Origin of the sequence: Streptomyces sp. ICN903 (genome assembly GCF_022015835.1) — a bacterium.
GTDB classification, from domain to species: Bacteria; Actinomycetota; Actinomycetes; order Streptomycetales; family Streptomycetaceae; genus Streptomyces; species Streptomyces fenghuangensis.
Genome location: NZ_JAKMAY010000033.1, coordinates 1 through 20,302 on the forward strand (window position 1 = coordinate 1; position 20,302 = coordinate 20,302).

13 protein-coding genes and 2 pseudogenes are annotated in these 20,302 nt (G+C 72.9%); 12 read left to right on the forward strand and 3 right to left on the reverse strand.

Features of this window, described 5'->3' with window-relative positions; all coding sequences use genetic code 11:
- Window positions 1-1,217 (forward strand): annotated as a pseudogene (locus L7D48_RS05710) (export associated protein); the annotation flags it as partial.
- A gap of 202 nt (window positions 1,218-1,419) precedes the next feature.
- Window positions 1,420-2,406 (forward strand): TerC family protein, encoded by a 987-nt coding sequence (locus L7D48_RS05715; protein ID WP_237877780.1) that lies wholly within the window; start codon window positions 1,420-1,422, stop codon window positions 2,404-2,406.
- 63 nt (window positions 2,407-2,469) lie between these two features.
- Here the strand turns inward: L7D48_RS05715 and L7D48_RS05720 are convergent, their stop codons facing one another.
- From L7D48_RS05720 to uvrA, 3 genes and pseudogenes are all read right to left on the reverse strand, one after another.
- Window positions 2,470-5,739, reverse strand: coding sequence for a phosphodiester glycosidase family protein (locus tag L7D48_RS05720; protein ID WP_237877794.1), 3,270 nt, complete (start codon window positions 5,737-5,739; stop codon window positions 2,470-2,472).
- A 406-nt stretch (window positions 5,740-6,145) separates the two neighbouring features.
- Complete coding sequence (locus L7D48_RS05725; RefSeq protein WP_237877781.1) at window positions 6,146-6,577, reverse strand: Rieske (2Fe-2S) protein; 432 nt, start codon at window positions 6,575-6,577, stop codon at window positions 6,146-6,148.
- A gap of 38 nt (window positions 6,578-6,615) precedes the next feature.
- Window positions 6,616-9,447 (reverse strand): annotated as a pseudogene (gene uvrA, locus L7D48_RS05730) (excinuclease ABC subunit UvrA); the annotation flags it as partial.
- Between the two features lie 189 nt (window positions 9,448-9,636).
- Between uvrA and L7D48_RS05735 the strand changes: the two are divergent.
- The 10 genes from L7D48_RS05735 to secG all read left to right on the forward strand — a co-directional run bounded on the left by L7D48_RS05735 (window position 9,637) and on the right by secG (window position 20,157).
- Entirely contained in the window at window positions 9,637-10,371 is a 735-nt protein-coding gene (locus tag L7D48_RS05735) for a maleylpyruvate isomerase family mycothiol-dependent enzyme (protein WP_237877783.1), read from the forward strand.
- A gap of 48 nt (window positions 10,372-10,419) precedes the next feature.
- On the forward strand, window positions 10,420-11,076 hold the full coding sequence (locus L7D48_RS05740; protein WP_237877784.1) for an MBL fold metallo-hydrolase: 657 nt from the start codon (window positions 10,420-10,422) through the stop codon (window positions 11,074-11,076).
- 72 nt (window positions 11,077-11,148) lie between these two features.
- The gene (gene uvrC, locus L7D48_RS05745) at window positions 11,149-13,212 is read left to right on the forward strand and encodes an excinuclease ABC subunit UvrC (protein ID WP_237877785.1); all 2,064 of its coding nucleotides are present in this window, start codon (window positions 11,149-11,151) and stop codon (window positions 13,210-13,212) included.
- Between the two features lie 51 nt (window positions 13,213-13,263).
- The gene (gene rapZ / locus L7D48_RS05750) at window positions 13,264-14,220 is read left to right on the forward strand and encodes an RNase adapter RapZ (protein WP_237877786.1); all 957 of its coding nucleotides are present in this window, start codon (window positions 13,264-13,266) and stop codon (window positions 14,218-14,220) included.
- Window positions 14,217-15,236 carry a uridine diphosphate-N-acetylglucosamine-binding protein YvcK gene (gene yvcK, locus L7D48_RS05755; RefSeq protein ID WP_374491250.1) on the forward strand — a complete coding sequence of 340 codons (1,020 nt, stop codon included), beginning with the start codon at window positions 14,217-14,219 and terminating at the stop codon, window positions 15,234-15,236. Before rapZ ends, yvcK begins: the two co-directional genes overlap by 4 nt.
- Entirely contained in the window at window positions 15,227-16,204 is a 978-nt protein-coding gene (gene whiA, locus L7D48_RS05760) for a DNA-binding protein WhiA (protein ID WP_093655366.1), read from the forward strand. Before yvcK ends, whiA begins: the two co-directional genes overlap by 10 nt.
- 289 nt (window positions 16,205-16,493) lie before the next feature.
- Window positions 16,494-17,498, forward strand: coding sequence for a type I glyceraldehyde-3-phosphate dehydrogenase (gene gap / locus L7D48_RS05765; RefSeq protein WP_093655368.1), 1,005 nt, complete (start codon window positions 16,494-16,496; stop codon window positions 17,496-17,498).
- Between the two features lie 146 nt (window positions 17,499-17,644).
- Window positions 17,645-18,847 (forward strand): phosphoglycerate kinase, encoded by a 1,203-nt coding sequence (gene pgk, locus L7D48_RS05770; protein WP_237877787.1) that lies wholly within the window; start codon window positions 17,645-17,647, stop codon window positions 18,845-18,847.
- Between the two features lie 148 nt (window positions 18,848-18,995).
- On the forward strand, window positions 18,996-19,772 hold the full coding sequence (gene tpiA / locus L7D48_RS05775; RefSeq protein ID WP_237877788.1) for a triose-phosphate isomerase: 777 nt from the start codon (window positions 18,996-18,998) through the stop codon (window positions 19,770-19,772).
- A gap of 148 nt (window positions 19,773-19,920) precedes the next feature.
- Window positions 19,921-20,157, forward strand: coding sequence for a preprotein translocase subunit SecG (gene secG, locus L7D48_RS05780; RefSeq protein ID WP_237877789.1), 237 nt, complete (start codon window positions 19,921-19,923; stop codon window positions 20,155-20,157).
- Window positions 20,158-20,302: the final 145 nt, after the last annotated feature.

A 20,302-nucleotide genomic window follows, 5' to 3' on the forward strand; every position in this document is an offset into this window, starting at 1 on the left:
GTACGACGGCCGGGCCGCCGCCCTCCGCGGAGTCCCCCGCACCGGCGCCGCCCTCCGTGCCCTCCGCCCGGCCCGGAACGCCCGACCGGCCCGTGGCGGGCGACGGACCGGGCCGGGGCATGGAGGAGCGGCTCTACAACCAGGTCTGGGGCATGTTCGAGGACCTGGCCCGCACCACCGCCGCCTACCGCGGTGCGGTCGACTTCGCCGACTCGCGCATGGAGCGGGAACTGGACGAGGCGCTGGCCGACCCGCGCTCCAGACTCGGCCCGGGCGCGGACGCCGCCCGCGCCCGGGCCGGGGAGCGCCGCGCCGAGCTCGTAGACCGGGCCCGTGCCGCCCTCGAGCGCGATCTCGCCCAGCTCACCGCCGAGTCCGAGGTCGTCGAACCGGCCCTGCCGCCCGCCTTCGCCCGCTGGGACAGCCCCGTCTGGGACGCCCACCGGGTGCCCGCCCAGGCGCCGATGGCAGTGCGCCTGGGCGACCTCGGCCTTCCCGAGCACAGCGGCCTGCGCATCCCCATGCTGGTGCGGCTGCCCCTGGAGCGGGGGCTGTGGATCGATGCCGGGCGCACCTCTTCGGCCGCCTCCCTCACGGCCGACCCGCACCGAAGGCACCGCCTGGCCGGTGAGCTTGCCACCGCCGTCGCCGGCCGGCTGCTCGCCGTCCACCCGGCCGGCGATCTCACCGTGCACGTGCTCGACCCCACCGGCGCGGCGGCGTCCGCCCTGGCCCCGCTGACGGAGTCCGGCGCGCTGCGCGAGCCGCCCGCCACGGGCCCGCAGGGCGTCGCCTTGGTGCTCGCCGGGCTGACCCGCCGCGTCGATCTGGTGCAGATGGCGGTGCGCACCCGCGCCACCGACGCGCTCCCGCCGGACGTGGACCTGGCCGGGCAGCTGCTGATCGTCCACGACTTCCCGCACGGTTTCGACGACCGTGCCGTCAACCGGCTGCGCTACCTCGCGGACGAGGGGCCGTCCGCCGGGGTCCATCTGATGATGGTCGCCGACCGGGAGGAGGCGCGGGAGTACGGGCCCGTGCTCGACCCGCTGTGGCGGTCGCTGCTGCGGATCACCCCCGTGCCCGACGACCACCTCGCCGACCCCTGGGTCGGCCACGCGTGGACGTACGAGCCGCCGCTGGTGCCGGCCGGCAGCCCGGTCCTGTCCAGGGCGCTGGGGCGGGTGGCCGAGGCCCGCCGGCGGCACGGGCGCTGACGGGTCCCGCCCGCGGCCGCCCCCTTCGGCTTTGCCTTTCCTTGGCTCTGCTTTACTCTGCCTTGAGCGGAGGGGAGTACTCCCGTATGCGGTGTTCCCGTCAGTACGGGCCGGGTGTGACCGGCCCCGGGACGCCGGCCCGCGGCCCGGCCGGGCCCAGGGCGGAGGAGACCTCCGGCAACCGGAGCCGGAGGATTCCTGCATGGACGTTTCCACGACCACCTGGGCGCTGACGATCGTCGGCCTGTGTGCCCTCATCGCCGTCGACTTCTTCATCGGCGGACGCAAACCGCACGAGGTCTCCATGAAGGAGGCCGGCACCTGGACGATCGTCTGGGTCGTCCTGGCGATCCTCTTCGGCGTCGGCCTGTACGCCGCCGGGGAGAGCCAGGCGGCGGGCGAGTTCGCCGCGGGCTACATCACCGAGAAGTCGCTCAGCGTCGACAACCTCTTCGTCTTCGTCCTGATCATGGCGAAGTTCGCGGTGCCCACCATCTACCAGCAGCGCGTGCTGATGGTCGGCGTGCTCATGGCCCTGGTGATGCGCGCGATCTTCATCGCGGCCGGCGCCGCGCTGATCTCCACCTTCTCCTGGGTCTTCTTCATCTTCGGCGGCTTCCTCATCTGGACGGCCTGGAAGCTGGTGCGCGAGGCCCGTGCCGAGGCCGAGGGCCACGAGGAGGAGGCGTACGAGGAGAACCGCCTGCTGAAGATGGTCGAGCGGCGCTTCCCCTCGACCTCCCAGTACCACGGCACCAAGCTGTTCGTCGTCGAGAACGGCAGGCGGCTGATGACGCCGATGCTGATCGTCATGCTGGCCATCGGCAGCACGGACCTGCTGTTCGCCCTGGACTCCATCCCGGCGATCTTCGGCCTGACCCAGGACCCGTACATCGTCTTCACCGCCAACGCCTTCGCCCTGATGGGCCTGCGCCAGCTCTACTTCCTCATCGGCGGACTGCTCAAGAAGCTGGTGCACCTGTCCTACGGGCTGTCGATCATCCTCGGCTTCATCGGCGTCAAGCTGGTGCTGCACGCCCTCCACGAGCAGGGCGTGCACGTCCCGGAGATCTCCACGCCGGTGTCGCTGGGCGTCATCTGCGGCGTTCTGGTCGTCACCACGATCACCAGCCTGCGCGCCTCCCGGAAGCTGGGACGCGAGGAGGAGCAGGCCGCGCCGCGCGACTGAGCCGGCCCGTTCCGAAGCGGCGGTACGGCCGGGCCCGCGCCCCGGCCGTACCGCCGCCGTGCGTCACCGCACCACCGTGACCCGCCGCTCCTGCCGCTCGCCGCTCACGGCCACCGCCACGGTCACCGTCCCCGGCCGCAGCCCCCTCAGGGTGCCCGCCACCGGATCGAGGAGGGCGACGCAGCCCGCCCGTGCCCGCGCCCGCTCCGCGTCCCCGGTGCACAGGCCCCGCGAGCCGGTCCAGTCCGCGCTCAGCGGCCAGCCCACCGGCACCGTGCGCGCGTCGCTCCCCTCGCCCTGGACGACCGTCGCGCTGACCCTCCCGGGCGCGCCGCCCGCCGCCACGGAACCGGGCGCGGTCAGGGACAGCCTGTCCACATGGGCACGGGTCTGGACCGAGATCCAGTCCCGGCCGGAGCCCTTGTCGACCCCGACCAGCGACCAGCCGCTGAAGCCGCCCTCGCCGGCGGGCGCGGCCGGCGCCTTGCCCGCGTTGCCGTTGACCAGATACGGCACGCCGTCCACCCGGGAGGCGTGGAAGACACCGACGTGCGCCCCGACGAACGCCGCTCCCTTGCCGGTGCGGCGGCGGAAGTCGCCGAGCCAGTCCTCCAGGAGGTCCGCCTCCAGCCGGTCGGTCAGCCGGCTGCCGCGCTGCGGGGTCGGATCACGCGGCGGTACGTGCGCCAGCACCACGACCGAGCCGATCCCCTCGTCGCGGGCGGCGGCGTCCAGCCGCTCCCGCAGCATCCGGATCTGCTCCCAGCCGCCGCCGCGCAGGGTCAGCGAGGAGGTGTCGAGGGTGATGAAACGCGTGCCCTCGTGGTCGAAGGAGCGGTGGGCGTCGCCGAACTCCGCACGGAAGCCGTCGATGGAACCGCCCATCACCTCGTGGTTGCCCGGCACGTAGTACCAGGGCACCTCCCCGCCCAGTTCCTCGTCGAGCACCCGGCGGGCGAAGGCGAGGTCCTCGGGCGAGCCCTCGTCCACCCAGTCCCCGTTCACCACGGCGAAGTCGGGCCGGGCCGCCCTCACCTCCCGCAGGGTGCGCCGGGCCTTGCGCACCGCTTCGCCGTCCGGGTCGCGGGCGACGAACTGGGCGTCGGAGACCACCGCGAACCGCCAGTCGCGCCCGGCCGTGTCGGCGGCCGTCGAGACCAGCGGATCCCGGTGGGGGCCGGCGGCGGGCAGGTCCGCGTCCGGCGGGGTCCGGGCGGTCAGTTCGTCCAGGACGACCTCGCCGCGGTACAGCTCGCCGGGCCGGGTCTCGGCCAGGTAGAACCGCCGCACCTTCAGCGGATGGGCGACGCCCTCGGGCACCTCGAAGGCGATTTGCCGCCAGCCGGTCCAGGTGACATGCGGGCCGCGCAGTATCTGCGAGGTGCCGGCGGCGTCGGTGAGGTGGAGCGAGGGCCAGGCGCCGTTGCCGTCGCCCTTCAGCCACAGGGTGAAGCTCTGCGGCTGGCCGGGGACGGGAATCTGCTCCGGGGGGCTTGCGTAGGCGGCGCGGGTGGCGGTGGACCGGGTGAAGTCGTACTCCATCCGCAGCCCGGTGCCCTCGTGTCCGGCGGGGTCGGCGGCCAGTGAGCCGGAGGCGCGTGCGGCGCTGAAGGTCCACCGTCCGGCGTCGTCGAAGCGCGCCACGTCGCGGTCCGTCAGGCCGACGGTGACGGCCAGGACCGTCTTCTTCCCCGCGACGGTCGCCCGGACCAGCCCGGAGGCGGACTCGGTGCCGTCGGTGGCGGCGACGGTGAAGCCGCCGCGCGCCGGGTCGGGGTCGATGCGGAACAGCGAGCGGTCGTAGTCGAGCGCCACGTCCGAGGGATCGACGGGGGCGCTGTGCCCCTCGGCGTCGAAGCCGGTGAAGCCGAAGGGGGCCTCCACGCCGGGCTCGGGGAGCCCGACCCGCTCCCGGGTGGGGGCGATCCGCTCCAGCGGGCCCAGCACCGTCAGAGTGGTGGAGCCGCGGGCGTCGCCGCGGCGCGCGACGACCTCGGCCGTCCCCGCCGCGCGGGCGTGGAAGACGCCGTCGCCGTCCACCCGGCCGACCTCGGGGCGGGAACTGCGCCAGCGGGGGGCCGTTCTTTCCGGACGCTCCGCCGGGCCGTTCGCCGGTCCGTACGTCTCGTCGTGGCCCGCGGCGGTGAGCGCGCGGGTCAGACCGGGGAAGACCCGCTCCGGATGGCCGCCGGGCACGTTGTCCGCCGAGGGGGCCTCGGCCGGCTCCGCGGCCGTCTCCACCCAGAAGCCCTCCAGGCTTCCGCTGCCGTCGGGGGCGGTGACGGCCAGCCCGTTGGGGACCTCCCGCTCGGAGCCGTCGGAGGGGCTGTTCTCCACCCGCGGGGTGTCCGAGCCGGGCTCGCGGGCGACCAGCGTCGAGGAGCCGCCGCCGTCGAGGTTGAGCGCGTTGTGGGCGCCCAGCTCGTCCATCATCACGGCGAGTTCGGTGAGGGTGACGCCGCCGGACGCGGCCTGGCGGCCGTCCACGGTCAGCACGTGCATCGTGGAGCCGTCCCGGGAGAAGCCCACGGCGGTACGGGGGGCGGCGGTGTTGTTGGGCCGCCCGTCCCAGTTCCGCGGTTCGCCGTCCTCGACCAGCACGCCGCGGCCGCCGACCGCGGTACGGGGCATCTCGCCGCCGTCGGTGCGCAGCTCGTACTCCCAGCTCACCCGGTCCCCCGGGGCCAGCGAGGCCAGGGCCTTCGCGCCCGCGTCCCGGCCGAGCAGCACGGTGGAGCCCTCGGGCACCGGGCGGCTTCCGGGGGATTCCTCCACACCGGTGACCAGGCCTTCGGTGACGGTGACCTCGGTGACCTGCGACGCGCCGTCCACGGCCAGGGCGCGGTCGGCGGCTCCCCACCGTGCGTTGTAGGCGCCGATGCCGTCGGCGGGGACGTTCGCGGCGTTGTAGGCGGCCAGCGGCTCGGTCCCGCCGGGCAGGGTGAGGGTTCCCTCGAAGTACAGGTCCAGCACGCGGCCCGCGCCGTCCGCGCCGAAACCGGCCGCCTCGTGGACGCCGGGGGCGGGGGAGTGGGTGATCTCGCCGTCGTCCAGGCCCGGACCGAGCGGGGCGCCGGTCTGGTTGATGTCGAAGAAGTCGGCGTTGAAGGCGGCCACGGTGCGGCGCCCGGGGCCGGGGTCGTGCGCGGCGGCCAGCTCGGAGACGGTGGCGCGGCCGGAGACCGAGCCCGGCGACAGGTAGTCGACCTCCGCGCCGCCGTCGAGATCGACGCTGAGGGCGTCGGCGCGCAGCCACTTGTCCGGCTCCAGCCGGTCGAACGAGGTCAGTGTGGTGCCGGGGGCCACGGGCCGTACGGTGCGGGACAGCTCCATGCCGTCGTCGTCGGCTGTGGCTGCGGGGGCAGTGGGGGAAAGCGGAGCGGTGAGCGGGGAGGCGGTGACGGGACCGGTGGCGACCGGTGGCGCCAGTCCCAGCCCGAACGCCAGGACGGCGGCGAGGCGCACCGCGGTCCGCCCGGAGGATCTTCTGCCCTGTGACCTTCGTGACACGACATCACCCACAGACGCTGCGAGGAGACGCGCTCTCTGCGCGCCCAGCGCCACAGGGTGGCAAGGCCGACCGGTCTACACCAGAGGGCGTGCGCGAACATCGCCGGAACAACACGCATCCCCCGTGCGTCCGTTGGACCGAACGGACGCACGGGGGACGCGGGAGCGGATCGGGCCGGGCCGCCGGTCCCCGGGTCCGGCTGCGCTCAGTCGCCGGGTCCGGCTGCGCTCAGTCGCCGGGTCCGGCGACGAGGCGGCCGTTCTCAACCCTGACCGGGACCGAGGGCAGGGGCGCGCCCGCCGGGCCCGCCAGCACCTCGCCGCTGGTGGTGTCGAAGAGGCTGCCGTGGCAGGTGCAGTCGGCCTCCAGCTCCTTCACCGAGGTCAGCACACAGCCCGCATGGGTGCACACCGCGCTGAACGCCCTGTACTCGCCCTCGGTGGGCTGGGAGACGACCAGTTTCTTCTCGCGGTACAGCCGGGCGCCACCCACGGGTACGGCGTCGGCCGCGCCCAGTTCCACGGGCGCGGTCGGGACCGCCGGGGCCCGCTCGCCGCCCCCGCCGGAGCAGGCGGTCAGGCCGAGACCCGCAGCTCCGGTGAGGGCCACGCCGCACAGCACTGTGCGGCGGCCCGGGGAGGCGGGGGCAGCGTCGCTCATGCTCGTGTTCTCCTCTCGGCCGCTCACGGCTTCAGCGGCAGGACGTCCTGGAGGAACTTGCCGGTGTGGCTCCCGGGAACCACCGCGACCTGCTCCGGGGTGCCCTGGGCGACGACCGCGCCACCGCCGCTGCCGCCCTCCGGGCCCATGTCCACGACCCAGTCCGCCGTCTTGACCACATCGAGGTTGTGCTCGATGACGATCACCGTGTTGCCCTTGTCCACCAGTCCGGACAGCACCTCGATCAGCTTGCTGATGTCCTCGAAGTGCAGGCCCGTGGTCGGCTCGTCCAGGACGTAGACCGTACGGCCGGTGGAGCGCTTCTGGAGCTCCGAGGCGAGCTTCACGCGCTGCGCCTCGCCGCCGGAGAGCGTGGTGGCGGGCTGGCCGAGCCGCACGTAGCCGAGACCGACGTCGTTGAGGGTGCGCAGATGGCGGGCGATGGCGGGCACCGCCTCGAAGAACCCCAGCGCCTCCTCGATCGGCATGTCCAGCACCTCGGCGATGGACTTGCCCTTGTAGTGCACCTCCAGGGTCTCCCGGTTGTAGCGCGCTCCGTGGCAGACCTCGCACGGCACGTACACGTCCGGCAGGAAGTTCATCTCGATCTTGATGGTGCCGTCACCGGAGCAGTTCTCGCAGCGACCGCCCTTGACGTTGAAGGAGAAGCGCCCCGGCAGGTAGCCGCGGACCTTCGCCTCCGTCGTCTCGGCGAACAGCCGGCGCACATGGTCGAAGACGCCCGTGTACGTGGCCGGGTTGGAGCGGGGGGTGCGGCCGATGGGGGACTGGTCGACGTGCACGACCTTGTCCACGTTCTCGTCGCCCTCCACCCGCACATGCCTGCCCGGCACCGACTTCGCGCCGTTCAGCTCGCGGGCCAGGTGGGTGTAGAGGATGTCGTTGACCAGGGTGGACTTGCCCGAGCCGGAGACGCCCGTGACCGCGGTGAACACCCCCAGCGGGAACGACACGTCGATGTTGCGCAGGTTGTTCTCCTTGGCGCCGCGGACGGTCAGCATCCGCTTGCGGTCCACCGGGCGGCGCTCCTCGGGCGTCGGGATGACCTTTCGCCCCGACAGGTACTGCCCGGTCATCGACGCCTCGTTGGCCAGCAGTTCCTTCAGCGGCCCGCTGTGCACCACCTCGCCGCCGTGCTCGCCCGCGCCCGGGCCGATGTCCACCACCCAGTCGGAGGTCTTGATGGTGTCCTCGTCGTGCTCGACGACGATCAGGGTGTTGCCCATGTCCCGCAGCCGCACCAGGGTCTCGATCAGCCGGTGGTTGTCGCGCTGGTGCAGGCCGATGGACGGCTCGTCCAGCACGTAGAGCACGCCCACCAGGCCGGAGCCGATCTGGGTCGCCAGCCGGATGCGCTGCGCCTCGCCGCCCGAGAGCGTCCCGGCGGCGCGGTTGAGGGAGAGGTAGTCCAGGCCGACGTCGACCAGGAACCGCAGCCGCTCGTTGACCTCCTTCAGGACCCGCTCGGCGATGGCCTTCTCGCGCTCGCTGAGCTCCATGGCGCTCAGGAAGTCGGCGCACTCGCTGATCGACATCGCGGAGATCTCGGCGATCGACTTCCCCTGCACCGTCACGGCCAGGACGATCGGCTTGAGCCGCGTGCCCTCGCAGGAGGGGCAGGGCACCTCGCGCATGTAGCCCTCGAAGCGCTCCCGGCTGGAGTCCGTCTCCGCCTCCGAGTGCCGCCGCCGCACGAACGGGACCGCGCCCTCGAAGGCCGTGGTGTACGACCGCTCCCGGCCGTAGCGGTTGCGGTAGCGGACCTCGATCTGCGTGCGGTGGCCGTTGAGCAGGGCCTTCCTCGCGCGCTGCGGCAGTCCGCTGAAGGGGATGTCGGTGCGGAAACCGAGCGCGTCGGCCAGGGCGCCGATCAGCCGCCCGAAGTACTCCTTGCTGTGGCCGTGCGACCAGGGGTGGATCGCGCCCTCGTCCAGCGACTTGTCAGGGTCGGGGACGACCAGCTCCGGATCCACCTCCATACGGGTGCCGATGCCGCTGCACTCCGGGCAGGCGCCGAAGGGGGAGTTGAAGGAGAACGAGCGCGGCTCCAGCTCCTCGAACGACAGGTCGTCGTAGGGGCAGTACAGGTGCTCGGAGTACATCCGCTCGCGCTGCGGGTCGTCCTCGTCCAGATCGACGAAGTCGAGGATCACCATGCCGCCGGACAGGCCCAGCGCGGTCTCGACGGAGTCGGTCAGCCGCCGCTTGGCGCTCTCCTTGACCGTCAGGCGGTCCACGACCACCTCGATCGTGTGCTTCTCCTGCTTCTTCAGCTTCGGCGGGTCGGAGAGCTGGACCGTGGTGCCGTCCACCCGGGCGCGGCTGTAGCCCTTGGTCTGCAGCTCGGCGAAGAGGTCCGCGAACTCGCCCTTGCGCTGGCGCACCAGTGGGGAGAGGACCTGGAAACGGCTGCCCTCCGTCAGGGAGAGCACCTTGTCCACGATCGCCTGCGGGGACTGCCGGGCGATGGGGCGCCCGCACTCGGGGCAGTGCGGCTTGCCGACCCGGGCGAACAGCAGCCGCAGGTAGTCGTAGACCTCCGTGATGGTGCCGACCGTCGAGCGGGGGTTGCGGGAGGTGGACTTCTGGTCGATGGAGACCGCCGGGGACAGGCCCTCGATGAAGTCCACGTCCGGCTTGTCCATCTGCCCCAGGAACTGCCGGGCGTAGGAGGACAGCGACTCCACGTAGCGACGCTGCCCCTCGGCGAAGATGGTGTCGAAGGCGAGCGAGGACTTGCCCGACCCGGACAGCCCGGTGAAGACGATGAGGGAGTCGCGGGGGAGGTCGAGCGAGACGTTCTTGAGATTGTGCTCGCGAGCCCCACGGACGATGAGACGGTCGGCCACGCCGATTGGCACCTTTCGTGTGGGATGTAGGGGGCCGGACGCCTGCCCGGAGCCCCTGCCCAAGGGTATGGGGTAGCGCCGCCTTGGTGTCGTGCCCGGGGCGCACCGCGAGCTTATAGCACGTGTATTCGATTTACGGGCCTTCCGTCTCTCCTTCACCCGAAGGAGTGGTGGCGATAGCTTTGGATCATGACTGTGCCCGCCGCCGGCCCCGCCGGTCCCACCGCAGATCCCGTCGCCGACACCGCCGCACTGCGGGAGTCCACCGACCGCCTCGTGGCCGCCGTCCGGAAGCTGGACGACGCCGCCCTGGCCGCCCCCTCGAAGCTGCCGGGCTGGACCCGCGGCCATGTCCTCGCCCACCTCGCCCGCAACGCCGACGCCCTGGTCAACGTGCTGGCCGGCCGCCCCATGTACCCCAGCGCCGAGGCCCGCGAGGCCGACATCGAACGCGACGCCCCCCGCCCCCTGGCGGCCCAGCTGGAGGACCTGGGCGGCAGCGCCGCCCGCCTGGACGAGGCGATGGCCAAGCTCACCGGCGAGCAGTGGGGCGCCACCGTCGAACTGCGCAACGGCGTCACCGACCTCGCCTCCTCCATCCCCTTCCGCCGCCGGATCGAGGTCGAGCTGCACCACGTCGACCTCGGCATCGGGTACGGACTGGCGGACATGCCCGCCTCCTTCACCGACCGCGAGCTGGAGAACATGGCCAGGCGGTTCGCGGGGCACCCCGATGTGGAACCCGTGGAGCTGAGGGTGGAGGACGGCCGCGTCCTGCGCACCGGCCGCGCGGCCGGACAGGAGGAGCGGGCGGTGACCGTCGCCGGCTCGCCCACCGCGCTCGTCGGCTGGCTCACGGGCCGCACCGACGGCACCGGACTCACCGCCTCCGCCGCGTCCCTGCCCGCGCTGCCACCCCTCTGACACACTGATCGCCGACCGCGCCCCCTCCCGGAAGGAGCCGCACAACCCATGCCGTACACAGGAAAAGTCGCGGTCGGCGGTCCGCCGGACGTCCACGAGCTGACCGATCTGGTGATCTCCAAGGTCGCGGTCGGCCCCATGGAGAACAACGCCTACCTGCTGCGCTGCCGGGCCACCGGCGAGCAGCTCGTGATCGACGCGGCCAACGAGCCCGACACCCTGCTGGGCCTCATCGGCGAGGACGGCATCGGCTCGGTCGTCACCACCCACCGGCACGGCGACCACTGGCAGGCGCTCGACACCGTCGTCCGGGCCACCGGCGCGCGCACCTACGCCGGGCGCCACGACGCCGAGGGCATCCCGGTGCCCACCGACGTGCCCCTGGAGGACGGCGACACCGTGACCGTCGGCCGCATCACGCTCACCGCCCGCCACCTGCGGGGCCACACCCCCGGCTCCATCGCACTGGTCTACGACGACCCCCACGGCCATCCGCACCTGTTCACCGGCGACTGCCTCTTCCCCGGCGGAGTCGGCAACACCCACGGCGACGCCGAGGCGTTCACCACGCTGCTGGACGACGTGGAGGCCAAGCTCTTCGGCGAGCTCCCCGACGAGACCTGGGTCTACCCCGGCCACGGCGCCGACACCACCCTGGGCGCCGAGCGCCCGCACCTGGCCCAGTGGCGCGAGCGCGGCTGGTGACGGGACCGGACCGGCGGCGGGACGCGCCGCCGCCGACCCCGTGTGTCGTACGCCGCCAGTAAGGTGGGCGCCATGGCAGACCCCTCCAGCTACCGCCCCAGGCCTGGAGAGATCCCCGACTCCCCGGGGGTCTACAAGTTCCGCGACGAACACGGCCGGGTGATCTACGTCGGGAAGGCGAAGAGCCTGCGCCAGCGCCTGGCCAACTACTTCCAGGACCTGGCCGGCCTCCACCCGCGCACCCGCACCATGGTCACCACGGCCGCCTCCGTGGAGTGGACGGTGGTCTCCACCGAGGTCGAGGCGCTCCAGCTGGAGTACTCCTGGATCAAGGAGTTCGACCCGCGCTTCAACGTCAAGTACCGCGACGACAAGAGTTACCCCTCCCTCGCGGTGACGATGAACGAGGAGTTCCCGCGCGTGCAGGTGATGCGCGGGCCCAGGAAGAAGGGCGTGCGCTACTTCGGGCCGTACGCGCACGCCTGGGCGATCCGCGAGACCGTCGACCTGATGCTGCGCGTCTTCCCGGTGCGCACCTGCTCGGCAGGGGTCTTCAAGCGCTCCGCCCAGATCGGCCGCCCCTGCCTGCTCGGCTACATCGGCAAGTGCTCGGCGCCCTGCGTCGGCCGGGTCGACGCCGAGGAGCACCGGCGGCTGGCCGAGGAGTTCTGCGACTTCATGGCCGGGCGCACCGGCGCCCACCTGCGCCGCCTGGAGCGGGAGATGCAGCGGGCGGCCGAGGAGATGGAGTACGAGAGGGCCGCCCGGCTGCGCGACGACATCGAGGCGCTGAAGCGGGCGATGGAGAAGAACGCCGTCGTCCTCACCGACGCCACCGACGCCGATCTGGTCGCGGTCGCCGAGGACGAACTGGAGGCGGCCGTCCAGATCTTCCACGTCCGCGGCGGCCGGGTGCGCGGCCAGCGCGGCTGGGTCACCGACAAGGTGGAGGAGGTCACCACAGCCGGCCTGGTCGAGCACGCCCTCCAGCAGCTCTACGGCGAGGAAAGCGGCGACGCCGTGCCCCGGGAGGTCCTGGTCCCCGCCCTGCCCGACCCGGTGGAACCGCTCACCGCGTGGCTGGCCGGCCGGCGCGGCGCGGCCGTGGACCTGCGCGTGCCGCAGCGCGGCGACAAGCGCGCCCTGATGGAGACGGTGCGGCGCAACGCCCAGCAGGCCCTGGCCCTGCACAAGACCAAGCGCGCCTCCGACCTGACCACCCGCTCCCGCGCGCTGGAGGAGATCGCCGAGGCCCTCGGGCTGGACTCGGCCCCGCTGCGCATCGAGTGCTTCGACATCTCCCACCTCCAGGGCGAGGACGTGGTGGCCTCGATGGTGGTCTTCGAGGACGGGCTGGCCCGCAAGAGCGAGTACCGCCGCTTCCAGATCAAGGGCTTCGCCGGCCAGGACGACGTCCGCTCCATGCACGAGGTGGTCTCCCGCCGCTTCCGCCGCTACCTCCAGGAGAGGCAGCGCACGGGTGAGTGGGCCACCGCGGAGGATGGAGAGGAACACGGGAGCGAGGGGCCCGGGAGCGCGCCGGAGGGCGCGGCCGGCGCGAACGGGGCGGGCGTGAACGGGGCGGACGGGCCGGCCCCGGCCGAGGACGCAGGCCGCAGCCGGGCGCCGAAGTTCGCCTACCCGCCGCAGCTGGTCGTGGTCGACGGCGGGCAGCCGCAGGTCGCCGCCGCGCGGCGGGCCCTGGACGAGCTGGGGATCGACGACGTGGCCGTGTGCGGGCTGGCCAAGCGCCTGGAGGAGGTGTGGCTGCCCGGCGAGGACGACCCGGTCGTCCTGCCCCGGACCAGCGAGGGCCTGTACATGCTCCAGCGGGTCCGCGACGAGGCACACCGCTTCGCCATCCGCTACCAGCGCGGCAAGCGGTCGCGGGCGCTGAAGGCGAGCCCCCTGGACGCCGTCCACGGCCTGGGGGAGTCCCGCAAGCAGGCCCTGGTCAAGCACTTCGGCTCGGTCAGGCGGCTGCGCGCCGCCACCGTCGAGCAGATCTGCGAGGTCCCGGGCGTCGGACGCAAGACCGCCGAGGCCGTCGCCGCGGCCCTGGCGCAGGCGGCTCCGGCCGCTCCGGCGGTGAACACCGCCACAGGTGAGATCCTGGAGGACCGGGAAGACCAGTAGTGCACTGACGACCGGCAAGCGGAACGGCACAGGCGGGCGGGGGAGAGCGCGATGAACGATCACATGGGAGACGGAGCGCAGGTGGCCACGGGTACGAGTACGGGCGCGGTCGCGGAGACCGCCGGAAACGGAGGCGACGGCACCGCCGCCATCCCCGAGCTGGTGATCATCTCCGGCATGTCCGGCGCCGGCCGCAGCACCGCCGCCAAGTGCCTGGAGGACCTCGGCTGGTTCGTGGTGGACAACCTGCCGCCCGCCCTGATCCCGACCATGGTCGACCTCGGCGCCCGCTCGCAGGGCAACGTGGCCAAGATCGCCGTCGTCGTCGACGTCCGCGGCCGCCGCTTCTTCGACAACCTGCGCGAGTCCCTCGCCGACCTCGACGCCAAGAACGTCACCCGCCGGATCGTCTTCCTGGAGGCGTCCGACGACGCCCTGGTGCGCCGCTTCGAGTCGGTGCGCCGCCCCCACCCGCTCCAGGGCGACGGGCGCATCGTGGACGGCATCGCAGCCGAGCGCGACCTGCTGCGCGAGCTGCGCGGCGACGCCGACCTGGTCATCGACACCTCCGCCCTGAACGTCCACGAGCTGCGGGCCAAGCTCGACGCCCAGTTCGCCGGCGAGGAGGAGCCCGAACTGCGGGCGACGGTGATGTCCTTCGGCTACAAGTACGGCCTCCCCGTCGACGCCGACCTCGTCGTCGACTGCCGCTTCCTGCCCAACCCGCACTGGGTGCCCGGGCTGCGGCCGTACACCGGCCTCAACGAGGAGGTCGCCCAGTACGTCTTCAACCAGCCCGGCGCCAAGGAGTTCCTGGACCGCTACGCCGAACTGCTCCAGCTCATCGCCGCCGGCTACCGCCGCGAGGGCAAGCGCTACGTGACCGTCGCGGTCGGCTGCACCGGCGGCAAGCACCGCAGCGTGGCGATGTCGGAGAAGCTGGCCGCCCGGCTGGCCGCCGAGGGCGTCGAGACGGTCGTCGTGCACCGGGACATGGGACGCGAGTGACCGTCCGCACCCGCAGACTGCGGCGCCTGGGCACCACCCGCAGGGCCCGCGGCGGGACCCCGAAGGTGGTGGCGCTCGGCGGCGGCATGGGCCTGTCCGCCTCGCTGGCCGCGCTGCGCCGGATCACCCGCGACCTGACCGCCGTGGTCACCGTCGCCGACGACGGCGGCTCCAGCGGGCGGCTCCGCGACGAACTGGGCGTCCTGCCCCCCGGCGACCTGCGCAAGGCCCTGGCCGCGCTGTGCGGCGACGACGAGTGGGGCCAGACCTGGGCCCGGGTCATCCAGCACCGCTTCGTCAGCAGGGGCGACCTGCACGAGCACGCGGTGGGCAACCTGCTGATCGTCGCGCTGTGGGAGCAGCTCGGCGACCACGTCCAGGCCCTGGACCTGGTGGGCAAGCTGCTGGGCGCGCACGGCCGGGTGCTGCCGATGTCCGCCGTCCCGCTGGAGCTGCGCGCCCTGGTGCGCGGCCACGACCCGGCGCACCCGCGGGAGGTCACCACCGTCCGGGGCCAGGCCACCGTCGCCCTCACCCCCGGCGAGGTGCAGCAGGTGCACCTCGTCCCGCACGACCCGCCCGCCGTCCCCGAGGCCGTCGAGGCGGTCCTCGACGCGGACTGGGTGGTGCTCGGCCCCGGCTCGTGGTTCTCCTCGGTCATCCCCCACCTGCTGGTGCCCGAACTCCTCCAGGCGCTCACCGAGACCAGGGCGCGCCGGGTGCTCTCGCTCAACCTCGCGCCGCAGCCGGGAGAGACCGACGGCTTCTCCCCGCAGCGTCATTTGGAGGTTTTGGCCCGACACGCCCCTAAACTCGCCTTCGACGTGGTGCTGGCCGACCGGGCCGCCGTGCCCGACGAGGAGGGCCTCCGCGACGCCGCCCGGCGCCTCGGCGGCACGGTCGAGCTGGCGCCGGTGGCCGCCCCGGGAGGAGCCCCCCGGCACGACCCGGAGCTGCTGGCCGCCGCGTACGACCGGATTTTTCGAATGCATGGAAGGATCGGCCCATGGCGATGACGGCAGCGGTGAAGGACGAGATCTCCCGGCTACCCGTCACCCGGACCTGCTGCCGGAAGTCGGAGGTCTCCTCCATCCTGCGGTTCGCCGGCGGACTGCACCTGGTGAGCGGCCGCATCGTGATCGAGGCCGAGCTGGACACCGGCATCGCCGCCCGCAGACTCCGCAAGGACATCCTGGAGATCTTCGGCCACGCCTCCGACCTGGTGGTCATGGCCCCCGGCGGACTGCGCCGCGGCAGCCGCTACGTCGTACGGGTGGTGGCGGGCGGTGATCAGCTCGCCCGGCAGACGGGGCTGGTCGACGGCCGCGGCCGCCCGGTGCGCGGCCTGCCGCCGCAGGTGGTCTCCGGGGCCACCTGCGACGCCGAGGCCGCCTGGCGCGGCGCCTTTCTGGCGCACGGCTCGCTCACCGAGCCCGGACGCTCCTCCTCCCTGGAGGTCACCTGCCCCGGCCCCGAGGCCGCCCTCGCCCTCGTCGGCGCCGCCCGCCGCCTGCAGATCGCGGCCAAGGCGCGCGAGGTGCGCGGTGTGGACCGGGTCGTCGTCCGGGACGGCGACGCCATCGGCGCGCTGCTGACCCGCCTGGGCGCCCACGAGTCGGTGCTGGCGTGGGAGGAGCGGCGGATGCGCCGCGAGGTGCGGGCCACCGCCAACCGGCTGGCCAACTTCGACGACGCCAACCTGCGCCGCTCGGCCCGCGCCGCCGTCGCCGCCGGGGCCCGGGTGCAGCGCGCGCTGGAGATCCTGGGCGACGAGGTGCCCGAGCACCTGGCCGCGGCCGGCCGGCTGCGCATGGAGCACAAGCAGGCGTCCCTGGAGGAGCTGGGCGCGCTGGCCGACCCGCCGCTGACCAAGGACGCCGTCGCCGGACGCATCCGGCGGCTGCTGGCCATGGCCGACAAGCGCGCCGCCGACCTCGGGATCCCGGGCACCGAGTCGAACCTGACGGAGGAGATGGTCGGCTGAGCGGGCCCGGACAGCCCCGTCCTCCGCATCGCCCGCCGCCCTCCGCGCCACCTCCGCGCCACGTCCGCGCACCGCGTCCTCCTCGCTCCGCGGCCGTGGACACGGGCGCCCGGGATGTCTGCCGGGCGCCTTCACGGGTACGTCCTGCCACCGGTGCGCCACACCGCACACGGCGGGGTGGCCGATGTCACTCGCGAGCACCCGGCGCGGTAGGGTCGGAGGTGGTCGGGGACATCCCAAACAGCTTCGCCGGTGTCCGCACCGGCGTACCTAGCGAGGAGATCGGTTCGTGACGATCCGCGTAGGCATCAACGGCTTCGGCCGCATCGGACGGAACTACTTCCGCGCCCTCCTGGAGCAGGGCGCGGACGTCGAGATCGTCGGTGTCAACGACCTGACCGACAACGCGACCCTTGTCCACCTGCTGAAGTACGACAGCATCCTGGGCCGTCTGAAGCAGGAGGTCAGCCACACCGCCGACACCATCACGGTGGGCGGCCAGACCTTCAGGACGATGGCCGAGCGCGACCCGGCCGCCCTTCCGTGGGGCGAGCTCGGCGCCGACATCGTCATCGAGTCCACCGGCATCTTCACCAAGCGCGAGGACGCCGCCAAGCACCTGGCGGCGGGCGCGAAGAAGGTCCTCATCTCGGCTCCGGCCAAGAACGAGGACATCACCGTCGTCATGGGCGTCAACCACGAGTCCTACGACGCCGAGAAGCACCACGTCGTCTCCAACGCCTCCTGCACCACCAACTGCGTGGCGCCGATGGCCATGGTGATGGACGAGAACTTCGGCATCGTCAAGGGCATGATGACGACCGTCCACGCGTACACCAACGACCAGCGCATCCTGGACTTCCCGCACAAGGACCTGCGCCGCGCACGCGCCGCGGCCGAGAACATCATCCCGACCTCGACCGGCGCCGCCAAGGCCACGGCCCTCGTCCTGCCGCAGCTCAAGGGCAAGCTGGACGGCATCGCCATGCGCGTCCCGGTCCCGACCGGCTCGGTCACCGACCTCGTGCTGGAGCTCGACCGCGAGGTCGGCAAGGACGAGGTCAACGCCGCCTTCCAGAAGGCCGCCGAGGGCCGGCTGAAGGGCGTCCTGGAGTACACCGAGGACCCGATCGTCTCCTCGGACATCGTCAACTGGCCGGCCTCCTGCACCTTCGACTCCTCCCTGACCATGGTCCAGGGCAAGCAGGTCAAGGTCGTCGGCTGGTACGACAACGAGTGGGGCTACTCCAACCGCCTCGTGGACCTGACGGTCTACGTCGGCGAGCGGCTCTGACCACGCTGCCGGACAGCAGCGCCGAGACGTGACGCGGCGGGGTTCGCGGGGCGCGATGACGCGCCCCGCGGGCCCCGCCTCGCGATGACCGGCCGCAGGGCCGGCGACCGTGCAAACCACCGAGCAGACCACCACGGAGCCACACCATGAAGACGATCGACGACCTCGGTGTCGCGGGCAGGCGGGTCTTCGTCCGCGCCGATCTGAACGTGCCGCTGGAGGGCGGGGCCATCACCGACGACGGCCGCATCCGCGCCGCCGTTCCGACGATCGGCAGGCTGGCCGAGGCCGGCGCCAGGGTGATCGTCGCCTCCCACCTGGGCCGTCCCAAGGGCGCCCCGGACCCGCAGTTCTCCCTCGCCCCCGTGGCCGAGCGGCTGGGTGAACTGCTGGGCCGGGACGTCGCGTTCGCCACCGACACCGTCGGCGAGTCCGCGAAGTCCACCGTCGGCGCCCTCGCCGACGGACAGGTCGCGGTACTGGAGAACCTGCGCTTCAACGCCGGCGAGACCAGCAAGGACGACGCCGAGCGCGGCGCCTTCGCCGACAGCCTGGCGGCTCTCGCCGACGTCTACGTCGGCGACGGCTTCGGCGCGGTGCACCGCCGCCACGCCTCCGTCTACGACCTCCCGGCGCGGCTGCCGCACGCCGCGGGCGGCCTCATCGCCACCGAGGTCGGCGTCCTGCGCAAGCTCACCGACGACGTCGAGCGCCCCTACGCAGTGGTCCTGGGCGGCGCGAAGGTCTCCGACAAGCTCGGCGTCATCGACCACCTGCTGGAGCGGGCCGACCGCATCCTCGTCGGCGGCGGCATGGCCTACACCTTCCTGAAGGCCCAGGGGTACGAGATCGGCGCCTCGCTGCTCCAGGAGGACCAGATCCCGGCCGTCCAGGGCTACCTCAAGCGTGCCGAGGAGCGCGGCGTGGAGTTCGTCCTCCCCGTCGACGTGGTGGCCGCCGCCGGCTTCCCGGACCTGAGGACCAAGGCGCCCTCCGAGCCCGTCACCGTGGCCGCGGACGCCATCCCGTCCGGCCTGATGGGACTGGACATCGGCCCCCGCAGCCAGGAACTGTACGCCGCCAAGCTCGCGGACGCGGCCACCGTCTTCTGGAACGGCCCGATGGGCGTCTTCGAGCACCCGGACTACGCCGAGGGCACCCGGGCCGTGGCCCAGGCGCTGATCGACAGCCCGGCCTTCACCGTCGTCGGCGGCGGGGACTCCGCGGCGGCCGTCCGCATCCTGGGCTTCGACGAGGAGGCCTTCGGCCACATCTCCACCGGGGGCGGCGCCAGCCTCGAGTACCTCGAGGGCAAGACGCTTCCCGGCCTCGCCGCGCTGGAGGACTGACCCGGTGCGCCGGGCCTCCCGGCGCACCCGGGGAGCACACGCGGCCGCCGGGCCGCGAACGACCACGACGCCCGCGCCCCCGCGCCGCGCGGGCGACAGCGACACGAGCCGCTGCCGCGGCGGAGCGAACTGAAAGGCACCTCCACCCATGGCAAACCGCACCCCGCTGATGGCGGGCAACTGGAAGATGAACCTCAACCACCTGGAGGCCATCGCCCACCTCCAGAAGCTCGCCTTCGCCCTGAACGACAAGGACCACGAGGCCGTCGAGGTCGCCGTCCTGCCGCCCTTCACCGACCTGCGCTCGGTGCAGACCCTGGTCGACGGCGACAAGCTGAAGATCCGCTACGGCGCCCAGGACATCTCGGCGCACGTCTCCGGCGCGTACACCGGCGAGGTGTCCGGGGCGATGCTGGCGAAGCTCAACTGCACCTACGTGGCCGTCGGCCACTCCGAGCGGCGCCAGTACCACGGCGAGACCGACGAGCTGTGCAACGCCAAGGTCAAGGCGGCCTACCTGAACGACCTGACCCCCATTCTGTGCGTCGGCGAGGGCCTGGAGGTCCGCAAGGCCGGCGACCAGGTCGCCCACACCCTCGCCCAGGTCGACGGCGCGCTCAAGGACATCCCCGCCGACCAGGCCGCCCGCATCGTGATCGCGTACGAGCCGGTATGGGCGATCGGCACCGGCGAGGTCGCCACCCCCGAGGACGCCCAGGAGGTGTGCGGCGCGATCCGCGGCCGCCTGGCCGAGCTGTACGACCGCGAGCTGGCCGACGGGGTCCGCATCCAGTACGGCGGCTCGGTGAAGTCCGGGAACGTCGCCGCGATCATGGCGCAGCCGGACGTGGACGGCGCCCTGGTCGGCGGGGCCGCCCTGGACGTGGACGAGTTCGTGAAGATCGTCCGGTTCCGCGACCAGTAGGACCGCCGGCGGCCGCCGCCGGCGAGTGACGGCGGGCCGTCCACGTCGTACCCTGTCGGGGCCGGGAGCGAGCACGCACCGCCTCCCGGCCCCGTACCCTGCAAGTCCCGACAGTTCCCGTCATCCGTCCGAGAGAGTTGGTCCAGCCGTGATCCTGGGGTTCTCCATCGCCCTCATCGTCTTCAGCCTGCTGCTGATGCTGCTCGTGCTGATGCACAAGGGGAAGGGCGGCGGCCTCTCCGACATGTTCGGCGGCGGCATGCAGTCCTCCGTCGGCGGCTCCTCGGTCGCCGAGCGCAACCTCGACCGCATCACGGTCGTGGTGGGTCTGCTCTGGTTCGCCATCATCGTGGCGCTCGGCATCCTGATGAAGGTCGACGGCTGAGGCCGCCGGCGCCCGCCGACACCTGCCGCGCGCCGGCGGCCGCCGCACTCTGACGCCGTGTCGCCTTCCCGGCCTATCATGAGGTTCGCGCCCGCGGGGCCCGAAGTGTGCCGCAACTCGGGTCTGTGGACGCGCGTTGGGCCCT